Annotated in this window: 22 protein-coding genes; 17 read left to right on the plus strand and 5 right to left on the minus strand. The window is 73.6% G+C overall.

What is annotated here, in order from left to right; all coding sequences use genetic code 11:
- Positions 1–345 precede the first annotated feature (345 nt).
- The 14 genes from clpB (at position 346) to ACFT41_RS10005 (ending at position 12577) form a co-directional block, all read left to right on the plus strand.
- Positions 346–2937, plus strand: coding sequence for an ATP-dependent chaperone ClpB (gene clpB, locus ACFT41_RS09940; RefSeq protein ID WP_377587289.1), 2592 nt, complete (start codon positions 346–348; stop codon positions 2935–2937).
- Positions 2938–3018: 81 nt separating this feature from the next.
- Entirely contained in the window at positions 3019–3390 is a 372-nt protein-coding gene (locus ACFT41_RS09945) for a hypothetical protein (RefSeq protein ID WP_377587291.1), read from the plus strand.
- 88 nt (positions 3391–3478) lie between these two features.
- On the plus strand, positions 3479–4111 hold the full coding sequence (locus ACFT41_RS09950) for a DUF4178 domain-containing protein (protein WP_377587293.1): 633 nt from the start codon (positions 3479–3481) through the stop codon (positions 4109–4111).
- A gap of 3 nt (positions 4112–4114) precedes the next feature.
- Positions 4115–4618, plus strand: a complete 504-nt coding sequence (locus ACFT41_RS09955) for a DUF2617 family protein (RefSeq protein WP_377587294.1) — start codon at positions 4115–4117, stop codon at positions 4616–4618.
- Positions 4615–5040, plus strand: a complete 426-nt coding sequence (locus tag ACFT41_RS09960) for a DUF4247 domain-containing protein (RefSeq protein WP_377587295.1) — start codon at positions 4615–4617, stop codon at positions 5038–5040. Before ACFT41_RS09955 ends, ACFT41_RS09960 begins: the two co-directional genes overlap by 4 nt.
- 34 nt (positions 5041–5074) lie before the next feature.
- The gene (locus ACFT41_RS09965) at positions 5075–5497 is read left to right on the plus strand and encodes a DUF350 domain-containing protein (protein WP_377587319.1); all 423 of its coding nucleotides are present in this window, start codon (positions 5075–5077) and stop codon (positions 5495–5497) included.
- Positions 5497–6285 carry a hypothetical protein gene (locus ACFT41_RS09970; protein ID WP_377587296.1) on the plus strand — a complete coding sequence of 263 codons (789 nt, stop codon included), beginning with the start codon at positions 5497–5499 and terminating at the stop codon, positions 6283–6285. The genes ACFT41_RS09965 and ACFT41_RS09970 overlap by 1 nt, the downstream gene beginning before the upstream one ends.
- Positions 6282–7877, plus strand: a complete 1596-nt coding sequence (locus ACFT41_RS09975; RefSeq protein WP_377587297.1) for a polyamine aminopropyltransferase — start codon at positions 6282–6284, stop codon at positions 7875–7877. Before ACFT41_RS09970 ends, ACFT41_RS09975 begins: the two co-directional genes overlap by 4 nt.
- A 40-nt stretch (positions 7878–7917) precedes the next feature.
- Positions 7918–8901, plus strand: coding sequence for a hypothetical protein (locus ACFT41_RS09980; RefSeq protein ID WP_377587321.1), 984 nt, complete (start codon positions 7918–7920; stop codon positions 8899–8901).
- Between the two features lie 98 nt (positions 8902–8999).
- On the plus strand, positions 9000–9893 hold the full coding sequence (locus tag ACFT41_RS09985) for a hypothetical protein (RefSeq protein WP_377587299.1): 894 nt from the start codon (positions 9000–9002) through the stop codon (positions 9891–9893).
- Between the two features lie 111 nt (positions 9894–10004).
- Positions 10005–10616, plus strand: coding sequence for a hypothetical protein (locus tag ACFT41_RS09990; RefSeq protein ID WP_377587301.1), 612 nt, complete (start codon positions 10005–10007; stop codon positions 10614–10616).
- Between the two features lie 9 nt (positions 10617–10625).
- Positions 10626–11435, plus strand: coding sequence for an SDR family NAD(P)-dependent oxidoreductase (locus ACFT41_RS09995; protein WP_377587302.1), 810 nt, complete (start codon positions 10626–10628; stop codon positions 11433–11435).
- 167 nt (positions 11436–11602) lie between these two features.
- Positions 11603–12142, plus strand: a complete 540-nt coding sequence (gene pyrE / locus ACFT41_RS10000) for an orotate phosphoribosyltransferase (protein ID WP_377587304.1) — start codon at positions 11603–11605, stop codon at positions 12140–12142.
- A 57-nt stretch (positions 12143–12199) separates the two neighbouring features.
- Positions 12200–12577: a helix-turn-helix transcriptional regulator gene (locus tag ACFT41_RS10005; protein ID WP_007073957.1), complete on the plus strand. Its 378-nt coding sequence runs from the start codon at positions 12200–12202 to the stop codon at positions 12575–12577.
- 182 nt (positions 12578–12759) lie between these two features.
- Here the strand turns inward: ACFT41_RS10005 and ACFT41_RS10010 are convergent, their stop codons facing one another.
- The 4 genes from ACFT41_RS10010 to ACFT41_RS10025 all read right to left on the minus strand — a co-directional run bounded on the left by ACFT41_RS10010 (position 12760) and on the right by ACFT41_RS10025 (position 18050).
- Positions 12760–13644 carry a DedA family protein gene (locus ACFT41_RS10010; RefSeq protein WP_377587306.1) on the minus strand — a complete coding sequence of 295 codons (885 nt, stop codon included), beginning with the start codon at positions 13642–13644 and terminating at the stop codon, positions 12760–12762.
- Between the two features lie 97 nt (positions 13645–13741).
- Positions 13742–16264, minus strand: a complete 2523-nt coding sequence (locus tag ACFT41_RS10015) for a polynucleotide kinase-phosphatase (protein WP_377587308.1) — start codon at positions 16262–16264, stop codon at positions 13742–13744.
- On the minus strand, positions 16261–17748 hold the full coding sequence (locus tag ACFT41_RS10020; RefSeq protein WP_377587310.1) for a 3' terminal RNA ribose 2'-O-methyltransferase Hen1: 1488 nt from the start codon (positions 17746–17748) through the stop codon (positions 16261–16263). The genes ACFT41_RS10015 and ACFT41_RS10020 overlap by 4 nt, the downstream gene beginning before the upstream one ends.
- Before the next feature lie 89 nt (positions 17749–17837).
- Positions 17838–18050: a hypothetical protein gene (locus ACFT41_RS10025; protein ID WP_377587311.1), complete on the minus strand. Its 213-nt coding sequence runs from the start codon at positions 18048–18050 to the stop codon at positions 17838–17840.
- Between the two features lie 130 nt (positions 18051–18180).
- Between ACFT41_RS10025 and ACFT41_RS10030 the strand changes: the two genes are divergently transcribed.
- Together ACFT41_RS10030 and fbaA are read left to right on the plus strand one after the other, a co-directional pair.
- Positions 18181–18564, plus strand: a complete 384-nt coding sequence (locus ACFT41_RS10030; protein ID WP_377587312.1) for a phage holin family protein — start codon at positions 18181–18183, stop codon at positions 18562–18564.
- Positions 18565–18776: 212 nt separating this feature from the next.
- Positions 18777–19799: a class II fructose-bisphosphate aldolase gene (gene fbaA / locus ACFT41_RS10035; RefSeq protein WP_377587314.1), complete on the plus strand. Its 1023-nt coding sequence runs from the start codon at positions 18777–18779 to the stop codon at positions 19797–19799.
- A gap of 112 nt (positions 19800–19911) precedes the next feature.
- Here the strand turns inward: fbaA and ACFT41_RS10040 are convergent, their stop codons facing one another.
- On the minus strand, positions 19912–21171 hold the full coding sequence (locus tag ACFT41_RS10040; RefSeq protein WP_377587315.1) for an LOG family protein: 1260 nt from the start codon (positions 21169–21171) through the stop codon (positions 19912–19914).
- 288 nt (positions 21172–21459) lie between these two features.
- On the opposite strand from ACFT41_RS10040, the gene ACFT41_RS10045 reads away from it, so the two are divergent.
- The gene (locus ACFT41_RS10045; protein WP_377587317.1) at positions 21460–21888 is read left to right on the plus strand and encodes a DUF3151 domain-containing protein; all 429 of its coding nucleotides are present in this window, start codon (positions 21460–21462) and stop codon (positions 21886–21888) included.
- Positions 21889–21924 lie beyond the last annotated feature (36 nt).

Raw genomic sequence — 21924 nt, forward strand, 5'->3', positions numbered from 1 at the left:
CTGCCCCGTTTGTGCTACCGGCAAAGAGACCGGGCCGGGAGATGTGGCTGCATCCGCTACACGACACGCCGACGCGGTTCCACCGCAACCGGCCACGAACCGGGCGCTGCGTGCTGCATGCCGATCATGGGGCCCTCTGCGCGGCTGTGGCCGCGCCCTGCCTGGCCCTCCGGCCCGATAGCACAGACGGGGCAGCTCCAAAGGGGGCGCACAGACCGTCGCCGGTCCGCGCCGCACCCGCCGACCATGCCGTGGAGTGACTCAGGTCACGCTGGCGAGGTTGAGCGGAATAGGCTCAACTCTGGTTGTGTCCTTCCTAGTGGACACGCCGATCCGGGGGAGCCCATGAACACGGAACGTCTCACCACCAAGAGCCGCGAGACCATCACCGGTGCCGTCGCGCTGGCGAACCAGCGCGGTCACGCCACCGTGGAGCCCTGGCACCTGCTGCTGGCGTTGCTGGACACCGAGGGGTCCACCGCCGCCGGCCTGCTGCGCGCCGCCGGGGCCGACCCCGCCGAGCTGCGCCGGGCCGCCCAGCGCGCCGTCGACGCCCTGCCCGCCGCCCGGGGCTCCAGCATCGCCGAGCCCACGCTGGCCCGCGAGTTCGTCAACGCCATCGGCGCCGCCGAGCAGATCGCCCGGCCGCTCGGCGACGAATACACCTCCACCGAGCACCTGCTCGCCGGCCTGGCCCGGGTGGGCGGCACGGTCGCCACCGCGCTGCGCAACGCCGGTGCGACCGAGGAGAGCCTGGTCGCCGCGTTCCCGACCGTCCGAGGCGGGGACCGCCGCGTCACCACCGCCGACCCGGAGCAGACCTACCAGGCCCTGGCCAAGTACGGCGTCGACCTGACCGCCAGCGCCCGCGACGGGAAGATCGACCCCGTGATCGGCCGGGACTCCGAGATCCGTCGGGTCATCCAGGTGCTGTCCCGGCGTACCAAGAACAACCCGGTGCTGATCGGCGAGCCCGGCGTCGGCAAGACGGCGATCGTCGAGGGCCTGGCCCAGCGGATCGTGGCCGGCGACGTGCCCGAGTCGCTGCGCGACAAGAAGCTGGTCTCGCTCGACCTCGGCGCGATGGTGGCCGGCGCGCAGTACCGGGGCCAGTTCGAGGAGCGGCTCAAGTCCGTGCTGGAGGAGATCAAGAACTCCAACGGCCAGGTCATCACCTTCCTCGACGAGCTGCACACCGTCGTCGGCGCGGGCAAGGGCGAGGGCTCGATGGACGCCGGCAACATGCTCAAGCCGATGCTCGCGCGAGGCGAGCTGCGGATGGTCGGCGCGACCACCCTCGACGAGTACCGCGAGCACATCGAGAAGGACCCGGCCCTGGAGCGCCGCTTCCAGCCGGTGCTGGTCGGCGAGCCGACCATCGAGGACACCATCGGCATCCTGCGTGGGCTCAAGGAGCGCTACGAGGTGCACCACGGCGTACGCATCACCGACGCCGCCCTGGTCGCCGCCGCGACCCTCTCCGACCGCTACATCACCGACCGGTTCCTGCCGGACAAGGCGATCGACCTGGTCGACGAGTCCGCCTCCCGGCTCCGCATGGAGATCGACTCCCGCCCGGTCGAGGTCGACGAGATCGAGCGGGCCGTGCGCCGGCTGGAGATCGAGGAGATGGCGCTGGCCAAGGAGCCCGACGCCGCCTCCGCCGAGCGTCTCGACCGGCTGCGCAAGGAGTTGGCCGACAAGCGCGAGCAGCTTACCGCCCTCTCCGAGCGCTGGCAGACGGAGAAGAGCCACATCACCAAGCTCTCCACGGCCAAGGAGGAGCTGGAGCGGCTCGGCGGCGAGGCCGAGCGGGCCGAGCGCGACGGCGAGCTGGAGCGGGCCGCCGAGCTGCGGTACGGCCGCATCCCCGCCCTCAAGGCCGACCTGGCGAAGGCCGCGGAGGAGCTGGCCCGCCTCCAGGCCGACGGCGCGATGCTCAAGGAGGAGGTCGGCGCGGACGACATCGCCGCCGTCGTCGCCTCCTGGACCGGCATCCCCGCCGGCCGGCTCCTCGAAGGCGAGACCGCCAAGCTGCTGCGGATGGAGGAGTCGCTGGGCGCGCGTGTGGTCGGCCAGTCCGAGGCCGTCTCCGCCGTCTCCGACGCGGTCCGCCGCGCCCGTGCCGGCGTCGCCGACCCGGACCGCCCCACCGGCAGCTTCCTCTTCCTCGGCCCGACCGGCGTCGGCAAGACCGAGCTGGCCAAGGCCCTCGCCGGGTTCCTCTTCGACGACGAGCGGGCCATGGTCCGCATCGACATGAGCGAGTACGGCGAGAAGCACTCCGTCGCCCGGCTCGTCGGTGCCCCGCCCGGGTACGTCGGCTACGAGGAGGGCGGCCAGCTCACCGAGGCGGTGCGCCGCCGGCCATACTCGGTGATCCTGCTCGACGAGGTGGAGAAGGCCCACCCCGACGTCTTCGACGTGCTGCTCCAGGTGCTCGACGACGGCCGGCTCACCGACGGCCAGGGCCGCACGGTGGACTTCCGCAACGCGATCCTGATTCTCACCTCCAACCTCGGGTCGTCGGTGATCGGCGACCTGACGCTGACGGAGGATCAGCGCCGCGAGGGCGTCCTCGCGGTGGTCCGGTCGCACTTCAAGCCGGAGTTCCTCAACCGGCTCGACGACATCGTGGTCTTCGCCGCGCTGCTCGGCGACGACCTGCGGGCCATCGTCGACATCCAGCTCGACCGGATGCGGAAGCGACTCGCGGACCGCCGGCTGGCACTCGACGTGAGCGAGGCCGCCCGGGGGTGGCTCGCCGAGCACGGGTACGACCCGATCTACGGTGCCCGCCCGCTGCGCCGGCTGGTGCAGTCCGCCATCGGCGACCAGCTCGCCCGGGCGCTGCTCGCCGGCGCGATCCGCGACGGCGACACGGTCCAGGTCGACCTGGCCGACGGCAAGGATGGCCTGACGGTCGCCGCGGCCTGACACGCTGGCCCGGATGTTGATAGGGGCCCCCTGTACAACGTTTTGCGTTAACAGGGGGCCCTTCCTTTCGAGGGGGTTGGGATGGTCGAGCGGCTCGACGCGGCGGTGCGGGAGTTGGCGGGCACCGACACGCTCGCCTTCGGCGGCGTCGGGTTCGCCGGCACGGTGCTGCCGGAGACCGAGGCGTACCGGGAGGTCGAGCGGCAGTTCGACGCGCACCCCGAGCAGGCCCGGCGGAAGGTCGACTGGCTGCTGGCGCAGGGCTCCCCGGCCGGCCGGGCGTACGCGGCGACCCTGCTGGCACGGGTCGACCCGGCCGCCGCCCGCGCGGCGTGGGAGGCGCTGCGCTGCTCCGAGGCCGAATTCACCACGTTTGCCGGCTGCATCATGGGCCGGACCACACTGGGCGAGTACGCCGATGCCCAGCTCACCGGCCCCGAGGGCGGTTCGTAGCTGAGTCACTACTCAGCACCGCTCGGGTTCCCCGACGTGCGCGGGGTTGTTACCGTCTGCGCCGACGCGACTGGGGGAGGCGATCGGGTTGAACGGTTCGGTGGCGTATCTGGTGACGGGGGCGGGCTGCCTCATCGCGGTGGCCGGTGTCGTCGTCGCCGTGGTGGCGATGCAGCGTTCCCGCAAGCGGACGGCGGGGAGGCCCGGCCCGGTGGACCCGTTCCGGGACCGGGACGCCGACGCGCTGCGGGGCGACCCGCGCCGGCTCAGCCCCGGCGACATCGTCGAGATCCGCGGCACGTCGTACGCGGTGCGCGGCTCGGTGCTGCTCAGGGAGGGCAGCTGGACCTGGTCGGAGCACCTGCTCGACGACGCCGGCGGCGGCCAGCTCTGGCTCTCCGTCGAGGAGGACCCGGACGTGATCATGGTGCTCTGGACGACCGACCCGGCGCTCACCCTCACCCCGGGCGCGCCGAGCATCGACCTCGACGGCCACCGTTACGCCAGCAAGGAGGCCGGGCACGCCCGGTTCACCGGCACCGGCACCACCGGCCTCGACCCGTCCGGCGCGATGCGCTACCACGACTACCGGGGCCCGGGGAAGCTGCGGCTCTCCTTCGAGGCGTACGGCGACGCCGCGTGGGAGGTGGCGCGGGGCGACGAGCTGCACCGCTCCGACGTGATGATCTACCCGCAGGCCGGCCCGGGGACGGTGAGCTGACCCGTGCTGGTCACCCTCGACGCCCCGTACGTCGACACCAGCGCCGCCGACCTCAGCCTCGCCCTCGGCGACGGCGAGCGCCCCGCGCTGCACGTGCTCGACCTCGACCTGCCCGGCGGGATCCGGCTGCGGCTGCGGCTGCTCGGCGCGTCCCACCAGGTGGTGCTGCGCGCGGCCGGCGTCGAGCTGACCGAGACCGTCGCCTGCCTGCCCGGCCGGCCGCCCGAGCTGCCCGCCACCCGGCTCGACGAGGCGAACGGCTACCGGTTCACCGCCACCGTGCTGCGCCCGGCCGGGGCGGAGCTGAGCACCCGGGTCGCCGCGCTCCGCGCCGAGCTGGCCGGCGACCCGTACGCGCTGGTCGGGGTGTTCCCCGGCGACGCCGACGCGGTGACCGCCCTCGCGGTGCGCCCCGACCCGCCGGACGGGGCGGTCGGCTGGCGCACCTGGCACGCGTACCCCCAGACCAACGAGCTGGTCCTGACCGAGACGGTGGTGTCCAGATGACGTACCGACGCTGGTTCGTGGTGGGCGCGGCGGTCGCCGTCGTCGGCGCGCTGCTCGCCGCCTTCGCGATCTTCTACGGCAACTTCTCCCCGCGCGGGTACGTGCAGGACCGGTACAACCGGGCGGCCGGCCGCGACATCGGCGGGAACGCCGTGGCGTACACCTCGGCGAAGACGCCCAGCCAGGTCGCCAAGGAGGTCACCGACGCCTGGCAGCCGGCCGACCAGTACGTCGACGGCAGCGGCGTCTACCTGCGCTACGACGACGACTCGGTGGTGATCCTGCCGATCGCCGCCGGCTCGGTGATCCTGCTCGAACGCCTCACCACCGCCTACCCCCGTTACCACTCGACCGTCGGGTCGCACTGGGGCTGGGGACGCGGCAGCACCGTCCGGGGCGGCGGCCCCGGCGCCGGCAAGTAGCCCGACGACCGCCCCTCACCCTGGAGTGTCCCCCTTGCAGAACCTCGTCACCGATCTGCTGGTCACCCTCGCCTACGGCGTGCTCGGCGTCGTCCTGATGGGCGTCGGCTACGGCCTGGTCGACGTGGCCACCCCCGGCAAGCTGCACGAGCTGATCTGGACCGAACGCAACCGCAACGCCGCCCTGCTGCTCTCGTCCAACCTGCTCGGCGTCGGCACCATCGTGGTCGCCGCCATCGTCGCCAGCGAGGACGACTTCGTGATCGGCCTGGTCGGCGCGGCGGCGTACGGGATCGTCGGGCTGGTCATCATGACTGCCGCGTTCCTGCTGCTCGACGCCGTGACCCCGGGGCGGCTCGGCGAGCTGCTGGTCGACCCGGAGCCGCACCCCGCCGTGTGGGTCTCCGCCGTCGTGCACCTCGCCACCGGCGCGATCATCGCCGCCGCGATCAGCTGATGACCGCCGGCAAGCACCCGGGCGGCAGGCGGCCCGGCCAGCCGGTGGTGGCGGTGAAGAAGTCGTCGGCCGCCGGCGGCTGGATCATCGCGCTGGTGACCGTCGTCCTCGTCGGCGGCTGTATCGGCATCGGCGTGGTCAACGGCGACTCCGGCGGCACCACCGTCCCCGCCCCGGCGGCCGACGAGCGGGCCGACACCGTGCCGATCCTCGCCCAGGCCGCCGCCAGCCAGGGCATCTGCTACGGCTGGCGGCTGGAGAGCTGGTACGGCTCCACCCCGGTCAGCGTCGGCTCCAACCTCGGCGACGGGGTCCCGGTGGTCGACGACCCGGCCTGCCCGCGCTGGGTCGAGGTGGTCGCCGACGTCCGGTACACGTCGGAGAGCAGCGAGAGCAGCGACTCCGCGCTCATCGACGTGACCGGCTCGCCCGACCTCGACCGTGCCGACCTGTACGCCGTCGAGACCGGCCTCGCCCGGTTCGGGCTGGCAGAGGACGTGTTCGTCGACGACCCTGGCTGGGCCGTCTGCCGGGCCGCCGTCGCGCTGCCGCTGCTGCTCGCCGAGGCCGGCGTGGTGCCGCCCGCCGCCGCCCCGAGCGCGCAGCCCGGCGCCACCGTCGCCCCGTTGCCCGACGCCGGCAGCGACTTCTGGCGGGACCGCTGGGGCTGGCTGCTTGGCACCGGCGGGCTGCTGCTGGTCACCGCACTGCTGTTCACCGTCGGGTTCGTGCAGCGGGGCCGGCAGCGCGCGGCGGCGCCCGCCGGGCGTACCCCGGGGAAGGCGTGACCACCGCGACGCCGGCGGCGGTCGACGGCGGCGCCCCCACCGCCCGGCCGCGCTGGCGGCTGGCCCGCTCGGCGGTGCTGGTCGCCGTCTTCGTCTGCGCGGCCTGCGGCCTGGTCTACGAGCTGGCCCTGGTCGCGCTCGGCAGCTACCTGATCGGCGACGCCGTCGGCCAGGCGTCGATCGTGCTCGGCGTGATGGTCTTCGCGATGGGCGTCGGCGCGCTCGCCGCGAAGCCGTTGCAGTCCCGGGCCGCCGCCGCGTTCGCCCTGGTCGAGCTGGCCCTCGCCCTGCTCGGCGGCCTGTCGGTGCTCGGCCTCTACGCCGCGTTCGCCTGGCTCGACCTGTACGGCCCGGCGCTGGTCGGCACCGCGTTCGTGCTCGGGCTGCTCATCGGCGCGGAGATCCCGCTGCTGATGGTCATGCTGCAACGCATCCGGGAGCAGTCCGCCGGCAGCGCCGTGGCGGACCTGTTCGCCGCCGACTACGTCGGCGCGCTGCTCGGCGGGCTGGCCTTCCCGTTCCTGCTGATCCCGGTCTTCGGGCAGCTCAAGGGCGCCCTGGTGGTCGGCGCGGTGAACGCGGTGGCCGGCGTGGCGCTGGTCTGCACGGTGTTCCGGGCGGAGCTGAGCCGCCGGGCGCGCATCGCCGTCGCCGCCGGCTCCGTCGCGGTCGCGCTCTGCCTGGGGTACGCCTGGATCACCGCCGCCGACTTCGAGGTGACCGCCCGTCAGCAGCTCTACCGGGACCCGGTGGTGCACGCCGAGCGCAGCCGCTACCAGGAGATCGTGTTGACCCGCTCGGTGCGGGAGGTCGGCCACGCCGACACCGACCTGCGGCTGTTCCTCAACGGCGACCTCCAGTTCAGCTCCGTCGACGAGTACCGCTACCACGAGGCGCTCGTGCATCCGGCGCTGAACGGCCCGCGCGGCGAGGTGCTGGTGCTCGGCGCCGGCGACGGGCTCGCGGTGCGGGAGATCCTGCGCTACCCCGACGTGCGGCGGGTGACCGTCGTCGACCTCGACCCGGCCGTGGTGGCGCTGGCCCGCAGCGAGCCGCAGCTGCGCGAGCTGAACGGCGACGCGTTCGCCGACCCCCGGGTGCGGGTGGTCAACGTCGACGCGTTCGGCTGGCTGCGCGCCGCCACCGAACGGTTCGACGTGGTGGTCGCCGACCTGCCCGACCCCGACGAGACGGCCACCGCCAAGCTCTACGCCGTCGAGTTCTACGCGTTGGTCCGGGCGGTGCTCGCCGACGGCGGGCGGCTGGTCGTGCAGTCCGGCTCGCCGTACTTCGCGCCCCGGTCGTACTGGTCGATCGAGGCGTCGGTGCGGGAGGCCGGCTTCGCCACCGTGCCGTACCACGTCGACGTGCCGAGCTTCGGCGACTGGGGTTTCGTGCTCGCCGCGCCCGGGACCGCCCCGACCGCGCTGGCGCTGCCGGCCGACGCACCCCGGCTGCGCTTCCTGACCGCCGGCACGCTCGCGTCGGCCGCGAGCTTCCCCGCCGACCGGGGCCGGCTCGACGTGCCCGCCTCCACGCTGCTGCGGCCCCGGGTGCTGGAGTACGCCCGCGAGGAGTGGCGCGGCTACTAGCGTCGGGACCATGGTGCGCGGACCGTCGCGTCGTCACTGGATGCCGCCCCGGGCGTTGGCCGCGGCGGCGTACCTCCAGGCGTTCGTCCTGTCCGGGGTGGCCGCCGTGCTGCTGACCCGGGCGCTCCTGCGGGCCACCGGCTACCCCCAGCTCGGCGGCGGCGGCCTGCACATCGCGCACGTGCTCTGGGGTGGCCTGCTGCTGGCCGCCGGCCTCGGCGTGGCGCTGGTCTTCCTCGGCGGCGCGGCCCGGATGACCGGCGCGATCCTCGGCGGGATCGGGTTCGGCCTGTTCATCGACGAGGTGGGCAAGTTCGTCACGGCCCGCACCGACTACTTCTACGCCCCCGCCGCCGGCATCATCTACGCCGTCTTCGCGGTGCTCGTGGTCATCACCCAGGCGGTCCGGGACCGGACCCGGCTGATCCCCGCCGAGCGGACCGCGAACGCGTTGGACGCCGTGGCCGGTGGCCTGATCGACGGGCTCACCGACCTCCGCCGGGCGCAGGTGCTGCGGCTGGCCCGGGGCTCCGGCGCGGGCACCGAGGCCGCCGTGGCCGCGTTGCTCGACGCGGTGCCCCGCCGGGAACCGCCGCCGCCCCGGTGCTGGCAGCCCTGGCTGACCCGCGTCCGCCGGGTCGCCGTCGGGCTGACCGACCAGCGGTGGGTGGTCCGCTTCGTGGTGCTCTACCTGGTGGTGGAGCCGGCGCTGACCGTGGTCGGGGTGGCCGTCGACGAGGTGACCGGCGCGCTGGACGAGGAGCGGGAGTGGGGCGCGGTACTCGGCGTCTCGGCGTCCGCGCTGGCCACGGCGGTGCTCAGCGTCACGGCGGCGGTCCGGCTGCGGCGGGACCGGATCGGCGCGTTCCGGCTGTTCAAGCTGGCGATCCTGGTCGACCTGCTGTTCGGGCAGATCTTCAACTTCACGGTCAACCAGTTCGGGGCGGTCGCCGCGCTGGCCTTCGACCTGTTCCTGCTCGCCGTGGTGACGGCCGAGCACCGCCGGCTGTCCCGGGCCGGGTGACGCCCGCCGCACCGGGTCGGGGGCCCGGCGCGGCTCACCGGCGGGCGGCACGGGACTCCGGACGATACCGTGACGTCGTGATCTAGAAGGGAGAAGTCATGGTCGATACCCACAGCACGCCGTCGCGGACCCGCCCGGGCATCGTGACGCTGTCCAGCTACCTGCTCATGCTCTTCGCTCTCCTCCAGCTCCTCGGCCTGCTCACGACGATTGCCGTGGCCGGCAAGCTCCGTAAGGGCTTCGAGGACGCGTTCGAGGGCACCGCGAGCGGGGCCGAGGGGCTGGGCACGTTCGTCGTCGGCTTCGCCATCGGCAGCGCCGTGCTGATGCTGGTCCTCGCCCTGGTCCTCGTCGTACTGGGGATCTTCAACAACCGGGGCAGCAACGGCAGCCGCATCACCACCTGGGTGCTCGGCGGCATCCTGCTCTGCTGCGTCGGCGGCAGCCTGATCAACGGCGCGGCCGGCTCGGTGGGCGGGCCGTCGGCCGGCGGCGACGCGCCGAGCGCCGAGGAGATCGAGCGCAGCCTGACCGGGGCGCTGCCCTCCTGGTACACCCCGGTCAGCCTGCTGTTCGGGGTCGTGGGCCTGCTCGCCGTGCTGGGCGCGCTGATCCTGCTGGCCCTGCCGAAGGCGAACGAGTTCTTCCGCAAGCCGAAGCAGGGCTGGGAGCCGCCGGTCCCGGGTGCCGCCTACCCGGCGTACCCGCAGCACCCCGGCTACCCGCAGCCCTCGGGCTATCCGGCCGCCCCCGGCTACCAGCCCGGCCACCCGACGTACCCGCACGGGACCCACGGCTCGTCCACCCCGGACCAGCCGCCCTACCCGGACCAGCCGGGGCCGTCCGCGTCCGACCGCCCGGACTCTCCCGGTCAGGGGCAGTGGGGCGACTCCGGGCCGTCGTCCTCCGGCGGTTCGTCGGACTCCGGCTCCTCGTCCGGCGGCTCCTCCGACGCGGGCTCGTCGTCCTCGGGCTCCTCGTCGTCGGACTGAGCGTCGACGCTGCCCCGCCCGCGACCGCCGGGGCGGGGCACGCCGGAAAACGGCGACACCGACGATCCCTCCGAGTAGGTTCCAACCGGACGCCTACCGGAGGGATGTGTCGTGTCGTACCCCGATCAGGTGCCGGTCCGTCGCCCTGCGGCCGTGGGGCTGGCGGCGGCGGTGCTGGTGTTGATGGCCGCCGGTGCCGCGGTCTCGGCGGTCGCCGCGCTGCTCGTCCTCGGCGGCACCGTCGACCGGTTCCGGTCGGCGGCGGCCGGCACGTCGGCCGGCGCGGCGGAGATCGACGACGTGGTCCTCCTGCTGCGGGGCGCGACGATCGCCTCGGCGGCGGTGACGGTGCTGGTGGGCGTCGTGCTGGTCGGCCTGGCGGGCGGGCTGCTCGCCGGCCGGCCCTGGGCCCGGGTGGCGGCCTGGGTGGTCTGCGGGCTGGGTGCGCTCTTCGGTTGCTGCGGGGTGGCGGCGCTGGTCGGCCAGCGGGCCGTGCCGCTGCGGCTCTCCGCCGGCGACGGGTCCGCCGCCGAGCTGCTCGGCCTGGTCGGCGACGCGTATCCGGGGTTCTGGATCCCGGCCAACGCCGCACTTTCGGTCGGCCAGGCGCTCGGTTACCTTGTGGTAGCCGCGTTGCTGCTCTCCCCGAGCGCCGGCGCCTGGTTCCGCCGGCGGCGCCCCGCGCCGGCACCGACCGCCACCCCGTATCACCCGCCCCGCTGAGGATCGTCCGTGACGTCAGAGCAGGTCCCCGCCGTGCGCCGCGCGCTGGTCACCGGCGCGACGGCCGGCATCGGCGCGGAGTTCGCCCGCCGGCTCGCCGCCGACGGCTGGGCACTGGTGCTGGTGGCGCGCGACGCCACCCGGCTGGCGGAGACGGCCACCGAGCTGACGGGCCGGTACGGCCACCCCGTCGAGGTGATCCCGGCGGACCTTTCCACCGAGGACGGCTGCGCCGAAGTGGAACGGCGGCTGGCCGGCGACGAGCAGGTCGACCTGCTCGTCAACAACGCCGGGATCAGCCTCAACCAGCCGTTCCTGCGCTCCTCGATGGCCGACGAGTCCCGCCTGCTGGGGCTGAACGTGCACGCGGTGCTGCGGCTGACCCGCGCGGCGGTCGGCCCGATGGTCGGGCGGGGCGACGGGGCAGTGATAAATGTCTCTTCGGTCGCCGGGTTCGGCCCGGTGATGCCGGGATCGACGTACCCGGCCAGCAAGGCGTGGGTGACGGCCTTCAGTGAGTCCGTCGACCTCACGACCCGCCCGCGCGGGGTACGCGTGATGGCACTCTGCCCTGGTTACACCCGCACCGGCGCGCACGAGCGGATCGGGATCGACATGTCCGGCACGCCTCGCCTGATGTGGCTGCGAGCCGAGCAGGTCGTCGACGAAGCCCTGCGTGACCTGCGGAAAGGTCGTTCGGTCAGCGTCCCGTCACGGCGCTACAAGCTGGCCGTGGCGGCGGTGCGGCACGCCCCACGCAGTCTGCTGCGCCGGTTCGCCCGGGACACCCGGGGTCGCGACGACCGCCAGCCCGGCTGACCTGCGACGCAGCGCCTTTGAGCGGCCCCGGAGGCGGTTCGGCCGACCCGGTCCGGCAGGTCGATCGCACAGAGTAGCCGAACATCGCCAACCATCGGTCGCCCGTGGGGCTGACCGGTGTGGACCCCACACACACCTCCCAGAGTTGCGCAGTACCCTCTATCGCCATGGGGGACCACGACGACCTGCGTAAATTCATCATCGACCTGGCTGTGGTCCACGGGCGGGTGGTGCTCTCCTCCGGCCGGGAGGCGGACTGGTACGTCGATCTGCGACGTGTCACGCTCCATCACCAGGCCGCACCGTTGGTCGGTCGGACGCTGCTCGACCTGACCGCCGACTGGGAGTACGACGCCGTCGGTGGCCTGACCCTGGGCGCCGATCCGGTGGCGCTCTCCATGTTGCACGCCGCGTCGGCGACCGACCGGTCGCTCGATGCTTTCGTCGTCCGTAAGGCGGGTAAGGCTCATGGTCTGCAACGCCGCATCGAGGGGCCGGACGTGGCCGGACGGCGGGTACTGGCGGTCGAAGACACGTCGACGACCGGTGGCAGCGTGCTGACCGCAGTAGAGGCGCTGCGCGAGGCCGGGGCCGAAGTGGTGGGTGTGGCAGTTATTGTTGATCGTGGCGCCGGCGACGCGGTGGAAGCCGCCGGACTGCCGTATCGGGCGGCCTATACGTTGGCTGACCTCGGCCTTGTGGCCTAAAAGTTTGCCGATTCGGATCTGCTGATATGCAGGCGGATCGATGCTGCTGGTGGAAGGATGGAATACGTGGGAACTGCGTTGGCTGAAATGACCATGCCTCAGATCTCGCCGCTTGCCGGCGAGCCGATCGAACGCGCCGACGCCGAGCGGCTGGCGGGGGTCCTCAAGGCCCTTGCCGACCCCGCCCGGCTGCGGCTGCTCAGCCTGATCCAGTCGGCCCCAGAGGGCGAAGCGTGCGTGTGCGACCTGACCGCGCCGCTCGGCCTCTCCCAGCCGACGGTCAGCCACCACCTGCGTATCCTCACCGAGGCCGGCTTGCTGGAGCGGGAGAAGCGCGGGGTCTGGGCGTACTACCGGCTGGTGCCGACCGCGATCGCCACGATCGCGGATCTGCTGACTCCGCCGCGCAAGCGGGCCACCAAGAAGGCCCGCTGACGAGGTTTCCGTTCCGGGTCGTCCCGCCTCAGGACGGCATCGGGTGGCGTGCCAGGGGTGGCGCCACCACCGGACGGTGACGCCTGCCCGGGTCACCGGCAGTCGCCTCGTTACTTCATTGCGGCTTGAACGATGGCCGGTCCCGTTCCGACGGGGCCGGCCATCGACGTACGCCTTTCCCGTCAGCGGTCCTCGCCGTGCTCCGGCCATCGACCGCCGTCCTGCTGCGGCTGCTGCGGGAACTGCTGCTGCCCGTGTTGCCCGTGCGGGGCCGCCTGGTCGTGGTGGCCGTGGTGGTGCTCGACCGCGTCCCGGACGGCCTCGACGGCGCCGGCCGCGCTGGCGGCGGCGATCACCGTCATGACCTCACCCCGCTTGCGGGCCCGCCGGTCGCGGAGGAACTCGAAGAAGATCGGCAGCACCGAGATCAGGATGATCAACGCGACCACCGGCAGGATGTACCGGTCGATCTTGTCGCCGATCGCGTTGTAGATCTGCTCGGCGAGCAGGTAGCCGATCAGCAGGATGCCGTCCACCCACAGGATCGCCCCGACGACGTTCCACAGGAAGAACTGCTTCGCCGGCATGCCGAGCACCCCGGCCACCGGGTTGAGGAACGTGCGGACGATCGGGATGAACCGGGCCAGCACCACGGCCTTGGCCGGGCCGAACTTCCGGAAGTAGTGCTCGGCCTTCTCCACGTACTCCCGCTTGAACAGCCGGGAGTTGGGGCGCTCGAACATGCGCCGGCCGTACCGCGCGCCCAGCCAGTGCCCGAGCTGCGCACCGACGATCGCGCAGATCGGGCCGCCGATCAGCAGCCCGACCAGGGAGAGCCGGGTGCCGTCGCCGAAGATCGCGTCCGCCACCGGCGAGGCGGCGACGCCGGCGAGGAACAGCATCGAGTCGCCCGGGAAGAAGAAGCCGACGAGCAGCCCGGTCTCGGCGAACAGGATCACCCAGACGCCGACCAGCCCGAAGGTCTGGAGCAGATCCTTCGGATCGAGCGGGTTCAGGGCGACGGTCTCGGAGACCGCCCGTGCCTTCTCTGCTGTGTCCACGGCCACACAGGGTACCGAACCCGGAACCGGCCGCGCCCGGCACCGCCCCGGACCGGGGCGACCGCCGCCCGCACAGGCGCGGGTCGACCGCCCCGGCCCCGCCTCACAGGCGCGGGTCGACCGGCTCCGACTCGCAGGCCAGGATGGCGAAGACCAGCTCGTGGCGACGCCAGAGCGGAGCGCCGTCCGCCAGCGCGGCCAGGGCCGCCAGGCCGAGGGCGTGCTCGCGCAGGGCCAGCCCCCGCTTGCGCCCCAGCGACCGGCGGCGCAGCGCGGCGAGCTGCTCCGGCCCGGGGTACCCGGGGCCGTAGACGATCCGCAGGTACTCCCGGCCCCGGCACTTGATGCCCGGCTGGAGCAGCGACCCCTTCGGCGACCGGGCGGCCAGCCCCGCGTACGGCTTGACGACCATGCCCTCCCCGCCGGCAGTGGTCAGCGCCAGCCACCACTCGGTCGCGTCGGCCTCGGCCGAGGCGTCGGCCAGGTCGACGACCCGCCGTCGGGTGCCGGTGAACAGCCCCGGGTCGGCGGCGCACAGCCGGTCGGCCAGGTCCAGGTGCCAGCCGTGGTCCCGCTCGACGTGGCTCGCCCCGGCGGAGGCGAGCACCGCGAACGGGGCGAGGGTCACCCCGGTCAGCCCGTCCGTCGGCCCCACGTACGCCCGGTACGCCGCCGAGTACGCCTCGACGTCCGCCCGGCGGTCCGCCATCCGCGCCCGCAGCTCGCCCACCGGCAGGCCCCGCCCAGCCGCCGCGTCCAGGGTGGCCAGCACCGCCGGCAGGGCGGCCCGGCCCGCCGCACCCACGCTCGCGTACTGCTCGCGGATCAAACCGCCCGCCTTCGCCGACCACGGCAGCAGCTCGCAGTCGAGCAGCAGCCAGTCGGTGTCCAGCTCCGCCCAGAGCCCCGCCGCGCCGACCGCCGCCCGGACCCCGCCCAGCAGCTCGCCGTCCAGGGGCGGGCCGAAGAACGGCCGGCCCGTGCGGGTGTGCACCACCCCGCCGCCCGGCCCGAACGGGCCGCCGTCGGGGTCGCGGCAGACCAGCACCACCGCGCGCGAGCCCATGTGCTTCTCTTCGCAGACCACCCGGCCGACGCCGGCCGCCCGGTAGTCGGCGAACGCCTGCGCCGGGTGCTCCAGGAACCCCTCGGCCGTGGCCGTCGAGCAGGGCGCCATCGTCGGCGGCAGCCAGGTCAGCCAGCGCGGGTCCACGGCGAAGCGGCTCATCACCTCCAGCGCGGCGGCGGCGTTCTCCGCCGGCACGGTCAGCGTCCCGTACGCGTGCTCGACGTGCCGCCGCCCGGTCACGTCGCGCAGGTCCAGCACCGCGTCCGGGCGGGCCGGGGCGGGCGTGACCAGCGGGCGGACCGGGGCGTACCACTGCTTGACCGCCGGGACGGAGACCAGCTCCTTCTCCGGGTACCGCAGCGCCGTCAGCTTCCCGCCGAACACGCAGCCGGTGTCGACGCAGATCGTGTTGTTCACCCACTCCGGCTCCGGGGTGGGCGTGTGCCCGTACACGACCATCGCCGAGCCGCGGTAGTCGCGGGCCCACGGGTAGCGCACCGGCAGGCCGTACTCGTCGGTCTCGCCGGTGGTCTCCCCGTACAGCGCGAACGAGCGGACCCGGCCCGACGCGCGGCCGTGGTATTCCTCCTTGAGCCCGGCGTGCGCGACCACCAGCCGGCCGTCGTCGAGCACGAAGTGGCTGACCAGGCCGTCGACGAACGTCGCGACCTCGGCCACGAACGCCGGGTCCTCCGCGTCGAGCTGGGCCATCGTCTCGGCCAGGCCGTGGGTGAGCCGCACGTCCCGGCCGCGCAGCTTGCGCAGCAGCTTCTGCTCGTGGTTGCCCGGCACGCAGATCGCGTGGCCGGCCGCCACCATGCCCATCACCAGGCGGAGCACCCCGGGGGAGTCCGGGCCGCGGTCCACCAGGTCACCCACGAACACGGGGGTACGACCAGCCGGGTGCACCGCGTCCACCGGGCGGCCCGCGTCGTCGCGGCGCAGCACGTAGCCCAGCCGGAGCAGCAGCGCCTCCAGCTCCTCGCGGCAGCCGTGGACGTCGCCGACGACGTCGAACGGGCCGGTCAGCTCCCGCCGGTCGTTGAACAGCTTCGCGTACCGGAGCTCCGCCGCGTCGATCTCGTCGACGCCGCGCAGCACGTGCACCTTCCGGAAGCCCTCCCGGGCCAGCCGCCCGTACGACTGCCGCAGGTCCCGCTGCATCCGGGTCAGCACCTGCCGGCCGTGGGTGCGGTCGGCCCGGCCCTGCGTACGCTCCCACGCCACCGACTCCGGCACGTCCAGCACGATCGCCACCGGCAGCACGTCGTGCTCCCGGGCCACCCGGACCAGCCCGGCGCGGGCGTGCGGCTGGAGGTTGGTGGCGTCCACGACGGTGAGCAGGCCCCGCCGCAGCCGGATCCCCGCCACGTGGTGCAGGGCGTCGAACGCGTCGGCGGAGGCCGACTGGTCGTTCTCGTCGTCGGCGACCATCCCCCGGAACGCGTCGGAGGAGAGCACCTGGCTCGGCGCGAAGTGCCGCCGGGCGAAGGTGGACTTGCCGGAGCCGGAGACGCCGACCAGCGCCACCAGGGCCAGCTCGGGGATCTCGATCACGCGGCCATCTCCTTCCTGCCCGTTCCGGTGGTCATCGGCGTTCCGCCGGTCGTCGCCGGTCCGGTGGCGCGGAACACGGCGAGCTGGGTGGGCGGGCCCACCTCGGGGTCGTCGTCGCCGACGCCCCGGATCTCCGCCGCGTAGCCGTACGCCGTCGCGACCCGGTCCACCCAGGCCGCGAACTCGGCCCGGGTCCACTCGAAGCGGTGGTCGGCGTGCCGGAACCGGCCCGCGCCCAGCCCCTCGTAGCGGACGTTGTGCTCGACGTTCGGCGTGGTCACCACGACCGTGGCCGGCCGGGCGTGGCCGAACACGGCGTCCTCCAGCGCGGGAAGGCGCGGCGGGTCGACGTGCTCGATCACCTCCATCAGGACCGCCGCGTCGTAGCCGCGCAGCCGGTCGTCTCGGTAGGTCAGGGCGGACTGCCACAGCCGGATCCGGTCCCGCTGCCGCTCCGGCAGCCGGTCCAGCCGCAGCCGGCGGGCCGCCAGCGTCAGCGCCTGGGCGGACACGTCCGTGCCGACGATCTCCGTGTACCGCCGGTCGCCCACCAGGGCGGACAGCAGCGCGCCGGGACCGCAGCCGAGGTCCAGCACCCGGGTCGCCCCGCTGGCCGCGAGCGCGGCGAGCACCGCCTCCCGGCGACGCAGCGCCAGCGCCGGCCGGCGCGGGGGCTCCGCGCGCTCCTCCTCGGCGACGCTGTCGGCCGGCGGCTCCTCGGCCAGCCGCTGCTCGGCGAGGCGGGCCATCGCCTCCCCGGCCAGGGTGCGACGGTGGGCCAGGTAGCGGCGGGTGATGGTGGCCCGCTCCGGATGGTCGGCGAGCCAGCCCGCGCCCGCCCGGAGCAGCTTGTCGATCTCGTCCGGGGCCACCCAGTAGTGCTTCGCGTCGTCGAGGACCGGCAGCAGCACGTACAGGTGGTTGAGGGCGTCGGCGAGCCGCAGCGTGCCGGTCAGCGTCAGGTCCACGTACCGGCTGTCGCCCCACTGCGGTTGGGACTCGTCGAGCGGGATCGGGGTGGCCGTCACCGTCCAGCCCAGCGGGGCGAACACCCGGTCGGCCAGGTCGCCGCCGCCCCGGCAGCGCAGCACGGGGATCCGCACCTTGAGCGGGATCGGCGTGGCGGCCAGCTCCGGCCGGTCCCGGGACTCGCCGCGCAGGGCCGAGCGGAACACCTTGGCCAGCGCCGAGGCCAGCAGGCTCGACGCCGCGTACGGCCGGTCGTTGACGTACTGGCCGAGGGTGAAGCTGTCCGGGGTGACCGGTTGGTTGCGGCCCTTGGCCCTGCCGTGCCCGCCGGTCAGCCGCAGCGGGTCGACGTCGACCAGCAGGGCGGCGGTGCAGCGCCGCTCGTCGGCCTCGGGGTAGACCACGTGCGCCGCGCCGACGGGCAGCTGGAAGGAGTGCATCCGGTCGGGATGCTTGACGAGCAGGTACCCGAGGTCGGTGGCGGGGCGGTGCGTCGTGGTGAGGGTGAGCAGCACGGCCCCATGGTGTCAGGTGTGTCGATCTTGCGTCGTCCGCTTTTCGTCTCGTGCGGGGCTGCGGTGGGTTCCCCGGGCGACGGGCCCGCTCAGCGGTAGTCGTCCTCGTCGCCGGCGACCACCCGGGCCTGCTCCATGGCGTCCCAGTCGCCGACCTCCAGGCCCCGGCTCGGCTCGCCCTCACCGTCGGCCGGGTCGGTGGAGGCGGCCTGCTCCACGGCGTCGGCCGCCGGTGCCTCCGGGTCCCGCTCCTCCGGAGCGAGGTGGTCGCTCGGGGTGAAGTCCTCGTCGGGCTGACCCATCGTCCCTCCCTGTAATCCGGTGGAAAGCTACCCACACCGTACGGGCTGGTCAGGGCCGCCGCTCGGTGCCGGGTGGCCGAGTCGGCGGATTCCTCCCTCCGGGCCCGGCCGGCGGTGCCAGGATGGTGGCGTGGGCTTCCTGATCCGGCTGGCGAGCACCGCGATCGCGCTGTGGATCACCACGTTGATCGTGCCCGGCGTCGAGGTCGGTGGCCGCACCGGTGGCAACACCGTGCTGACCCTGGTGGCGGTGGCGTTGATCTTCGGCGTGGTCAACGCCGTGCTCAAGCCGGTGATCAAGGTGGTGGGCTGCGTCTTCTACCTGCTGACTCTGGGGCTGTTCGCGCTGGTGGTCAACGCGCTGCTGTTCCTGCTGACCGACTGGATCGCCCGCCACCTGGACCTGCCGTTCCGGGTGGAGGGCTTCTGGCCCGCCTTCTGGGGCGCCATCGTGATGGCGGTGGTGACCTGGCTGATCAGCGTCGCCGTGCCGGACGACCTGGCGGACCGGTGAGGCTCCGACCGGTCGCCGCCGGGCCGGCCTGCCCCCCGCGCGACGTCACCGCCGTGCCCTGTGGGCGGCCCACGGGGCGGGCCAGCCATGGGTCGGTTTCGTCCGTGGCCACCTCCTGCGGGATACTGCCGGCGGAGGACAGCGCGGTCCGGCGCACCCACGGAAGACAGCGGCCGGTGACGGCCGACAGCGGTAAGTAAGGAGCGTTCGACATGCCCATCGCTTCCCCCGAGGTCTACGCGGAGATGCTGGACCGCGCCAAGGCGGGCCGGTACGCGTACCCCGCGATCAACGTGACGTCCTCGCAGACGCTGAACGCGGCGCTCAAGGGCTTCGCCGACGCGGAGAGCGACGGCATCATCCAGGTCTCCACCGGCGGCGCGGAATACCTCTCCGGTCCGTCCGTGAAGGACATGGTCACCGGCGCGGTGGCGTTCGCCGCGTACGCGGCCGAGGTCGCCAAGAAATACCCGGTCAACGTCGCGCTGCACACCGACCACTGCCCGAAGGACAAGCTGGACAAGTTCGTCCGGCCCCTGATGCAGATCTCCAAGGAGCGGGTCGCCGCCGGCCAGGAGCCGCTGTTCCAGTCGCACATGTGGGACGGCTCGGCCGTGCCCGTGGCGGAGAACCTGAAGATCGCCGCCGAGCTGCTCGACCGCGCCGCCGAGGCGAAGATCGTCCTGGAGATCGAGGTCGGCGTCGTCGGCGGCGAAGAGGACGGCGTCGAGAACGCCATCAACGACAAGCTCTACACCACCGTCGAGGACGGCCTGGCCATGGTCGAGGCGCTCGGCCTGGGCGAGAAGGGCCGCTACATGGCGGCGCTGACCTTCGGCAACGTGCACGGCGTCTACAAGCCGGGCAACGTGAAGCTCCGCCCGGAGATCCTGAACAACATCCAGGAGGCCGTCGCCGCCAAGTACGGCAAGGAGAAGCCGCTCAGCCTGGTCTTCCACGGCGGTTCCGGCTCGCTGCTGTCCGAGATCCGCGAGGCGCTGGACTACGGCGTGGTGAAGATGAACATCGACACCGACACCCAGTACGCCTTCACCCGGCCCGTCGCCGACCACATGCTCCGCAACTACGACGGCGTGCTGAAGATCGACGGCGAGGTCGGCAACAAGAAGCAGTACGACCCGCGTACCTGGGGCAAGCTCGCCGAGGCCGGGCTCGCCGCCCGCGTCGTCGAGGCCTGCGAGCACCTGCGCTCCACCGGCACCAAGCTGAAGTAACCCCTGCTGTGCAAGGAAGGGCCCCTTGTTACCGCCCAGGCGACAACAAGGGGCCCTTCCTGACGGCGTGCCCGCAGCGGGCCGGGCCGCCGCCCGACGAGCGGGGCGGAACCTAGCCCGCCGTCAGGACGCGGACCGCCTCGTGCACGTCGTCGGTGAGGTGCACGGTGCCCGCCAGGTCGCCGAACGGCGAGGCGGCCAGCAGCGGACGCAGCAGCGACTCCACCGGCAACTCCGTCGTCCAGTACGCCCGGTCCAGGAAGACGTACGCGCCGCTCGCCCCGTCCGTGCCGTAGTACGTCTTCGTCGCCGCCTGGAACACCTCCTGCACCGTGCCCGCCCGGCCGGGCGCGAAGACGATCCCGCCCCGGGCCAGCCGCAGGATCGTGTCCTCCCGGATGGCGTTCGAGAAGTACTTCGCGATCCGCCCCGCGAACAGGTTCGCCGGCTCGTGCCCGTACAGCCACGTCGGAATGGCCAGCCCGCCGGCCCGCGCCCAGCCCAGGTCCAGGTGCAGGCCCGGGCCCGGGTCGCGCTGCCGGGGCACCGCCGGCGCGTACCGCACCCGGACCTCCAGGGCGGCGGACGTGTAGCGGTCGTGGTCGGTGAAGTCGGGCGTGGTCGCGAGCAGGTCGATCGCCGCCGTCAGCTCCTCGGCCTGCCGGGTCGACAGGTACGCGCCCAGGTTCGCCGCCTCCATCACGCCCGGCCCGCCGCCGGTCACCACCAGCCGGTCGGCCCGCGCCAGCTCCCAGCCCAGCACCGCCGCCATCCGGTACGGCACGCTGCCCCGGCGCACCGCGTGCCCGCCCATCACGCCCACCACGGACTGCGGCCCGTGCGTGGCCAGCCAGGCGCGGGTGGCGTCGACCAGCGCGTTGTCCACGCCGTGGTCGTGCAGCCGTTGGCCGAGCGCCTCCTTCACCTCCGGCAGCGCCCCGCCGTGCGCCCGGAAGTGGTCGTACACCCGGGTGTCGTACATGCCGGCGAAGCCGCCCTCGGCGAACCCGTCGGCCAGGTCCTCCGGGGTGTACAGGTGCGACGGCTGGGTCGGGTACGGCAGCCCGGAGAACGGCGGCACCACGTTCGCGCCGCGTCGGACCAGGTCGGCGCCCACCTCGCGGGAGGCGAAGCGGCAGCCGACGAAGAGGGTGCCCGTCACCTCCGTACCGCTCAGGTCGGGGACCGGGTCGACGTCGAGGCGCAGGCCCTGGACGGTCAGCCCGGCCAGGCTGCCGCCGGTCAGTCGCTGCTCGAACGCGCTGCGGGTCTCGATCTCGGTGGCGCTGGTGTCGTGCGGGGAGAGCACGTCCGCGGGAGGTGGGGTCGGCACCAGGCCATCCTGCCCGCCCGGGTCAACCCCGCAAACCATCCGGTACGCACAGGAGCCCGGCGACGGGGGTCACCGGGCTCCTGCTCCAACCGGGTCCTGGGGAGGCTCCGGACCAATAGTTGTAGTGGAAAACACCACCCGTCGGCATGGGCCGCAGGTCCGGCCCCGCGAACCGCAGGTCCGGCCGTTGCGAACCGCAGGTCCGGCCACCGTGGACCGCAGGGTTCGGCGGCGCGACCACAGGCGTGACGAAAGCCTCAACCGTTCAGGTGGCCGGGTCTGCCGACCCCCTCGCGCGGCGCAGAGCGAAGCGGGTTGAATGGGACGATGCAGAACCTGTTGCCTGAGCCGCCAGCCACCCTCCTGCCGGCCCACGACGAGGCCGACGCCGCGCTGGCCGCCGCCCGGGAGGCCGGCGCCGACGAGGCGTACGCCGAGGTCGCGGCCCGCTTCCCGACCTACAGCGCGGGCTGGGGCGCGCTCGCGAGCCGGGCCCTGGCCGACGGCCAGGTCGTTCCCGCGTACGCCTACGCCCGGACCGGGTACCACCGGGGCCTGGACCAGCTGCGCCGCAGCGGCTGGAAGGGCCACGGCCCGGTGCCCTGGTCGCACGCGCCGAACCAGGGCTTCCTCCGCTGCCTCTATGTGCTCTCCCGGGCCGCCGGCGAGATCGGCGAGGCGGACGAGGCCGCGCGCTGCGCCCAGTTCCTGCGCGACTGCGACCCGGCCGCCGGGGACGCCCTGGCCAGCGCCTGACCCCTACCGAGCAGGTGCGGCGGCCGGTCCGACATC

Origin of the sequence: Micromonospora sp. NPDC057141, from assembly GCF_042670805.1 — a bacterium.
GTDB lineage: Bacteria > Actinomycetota > Actinomycetes > Mycobacteriales > Micromonosporaceae > Micromonospora.

Coding starts and splice junctions, on each gene's coding strand:
- ACFT41_RS09980 (WP_377587321.1), top strand. CDS start 7,918: ATGCCGCCCCGGGCGTTGGCCGCGGCGGCGTACCTCCAGGCGTTCGTC.
- clpB (WP_377587289.1), top strand. CDS start 346: ATGAACACGGAACGTCTCACCACCAAGAGCCGCGAGACCATCACCGGT.
- pyrE (WP_377587304.1), top strand. CDS start 11,603: ATGGGGGACCACGACGACCTGCGTAAATTCATCATCGACCTGGCTGTG.
- ACFT41_RS10005 (WP_007073957.1), top strand. CDS start 12,200: ATGGAATACGTGGGAACTGCGTTGGCTGAAATGACCATGCCTCAGATC.
- ACFT41_RS09960 (WP_377587295.1), top strand. CDS start 4,615: ATGACGTACCGACGCTGGTTCGTGGTGGGCGCGGCGGTCGCCGTCGTC.
- ACFT41_RS09945 (WP_377587291.1), top strand. CDS start 3,019: ATGGTCGAGCGGCTCGACGCGGCGGTGCGGGAGTTGGCGGGCACCGAC.
- ACFT41_RS09970 (WP_377587296.1), top strand. CDS start 5,497: ATGACCGCCGGCAAGCACCCGGGCGGCAGGCGGCCCGGCCAGCCGGTG.
- fbaA (WP_377587314.1), top strand. CDS start 18,777: ATGCCCATCGCTTCCCCCGAGGTCTACGCGGAGATGCTGGACCGCGCC.
- ACFT41_RS10045 (WP_377587317.1), top strand. CDS start 21,460: ATGCAGAACCTGTTGCCTGAGCCGCCAGCCACCCTCCTGCCGGCCCAC.
- ACFT41_RS09985 (WP_377587299.1), top strand. CDS start 9,000: ATGGTCGATACCCACAGCACGCCGTCGCGGACCCGCCCGGGCATCGTG.
- ACFT41_RS10040 (WP_377587315.1), bottom strand. CDS start 21,171: ATGGTTTGCGGGGTTGACCCGGGCGGGCAGGATGGCCTGGTGCCGACC.
- ACFT41_RS10025 (WP_377587311.1), bottom strand. CDS start 18,050: ATGGGTCAGCCCGACGAGGACTTCACCCCGAGCGACCACCTCGCTCCG.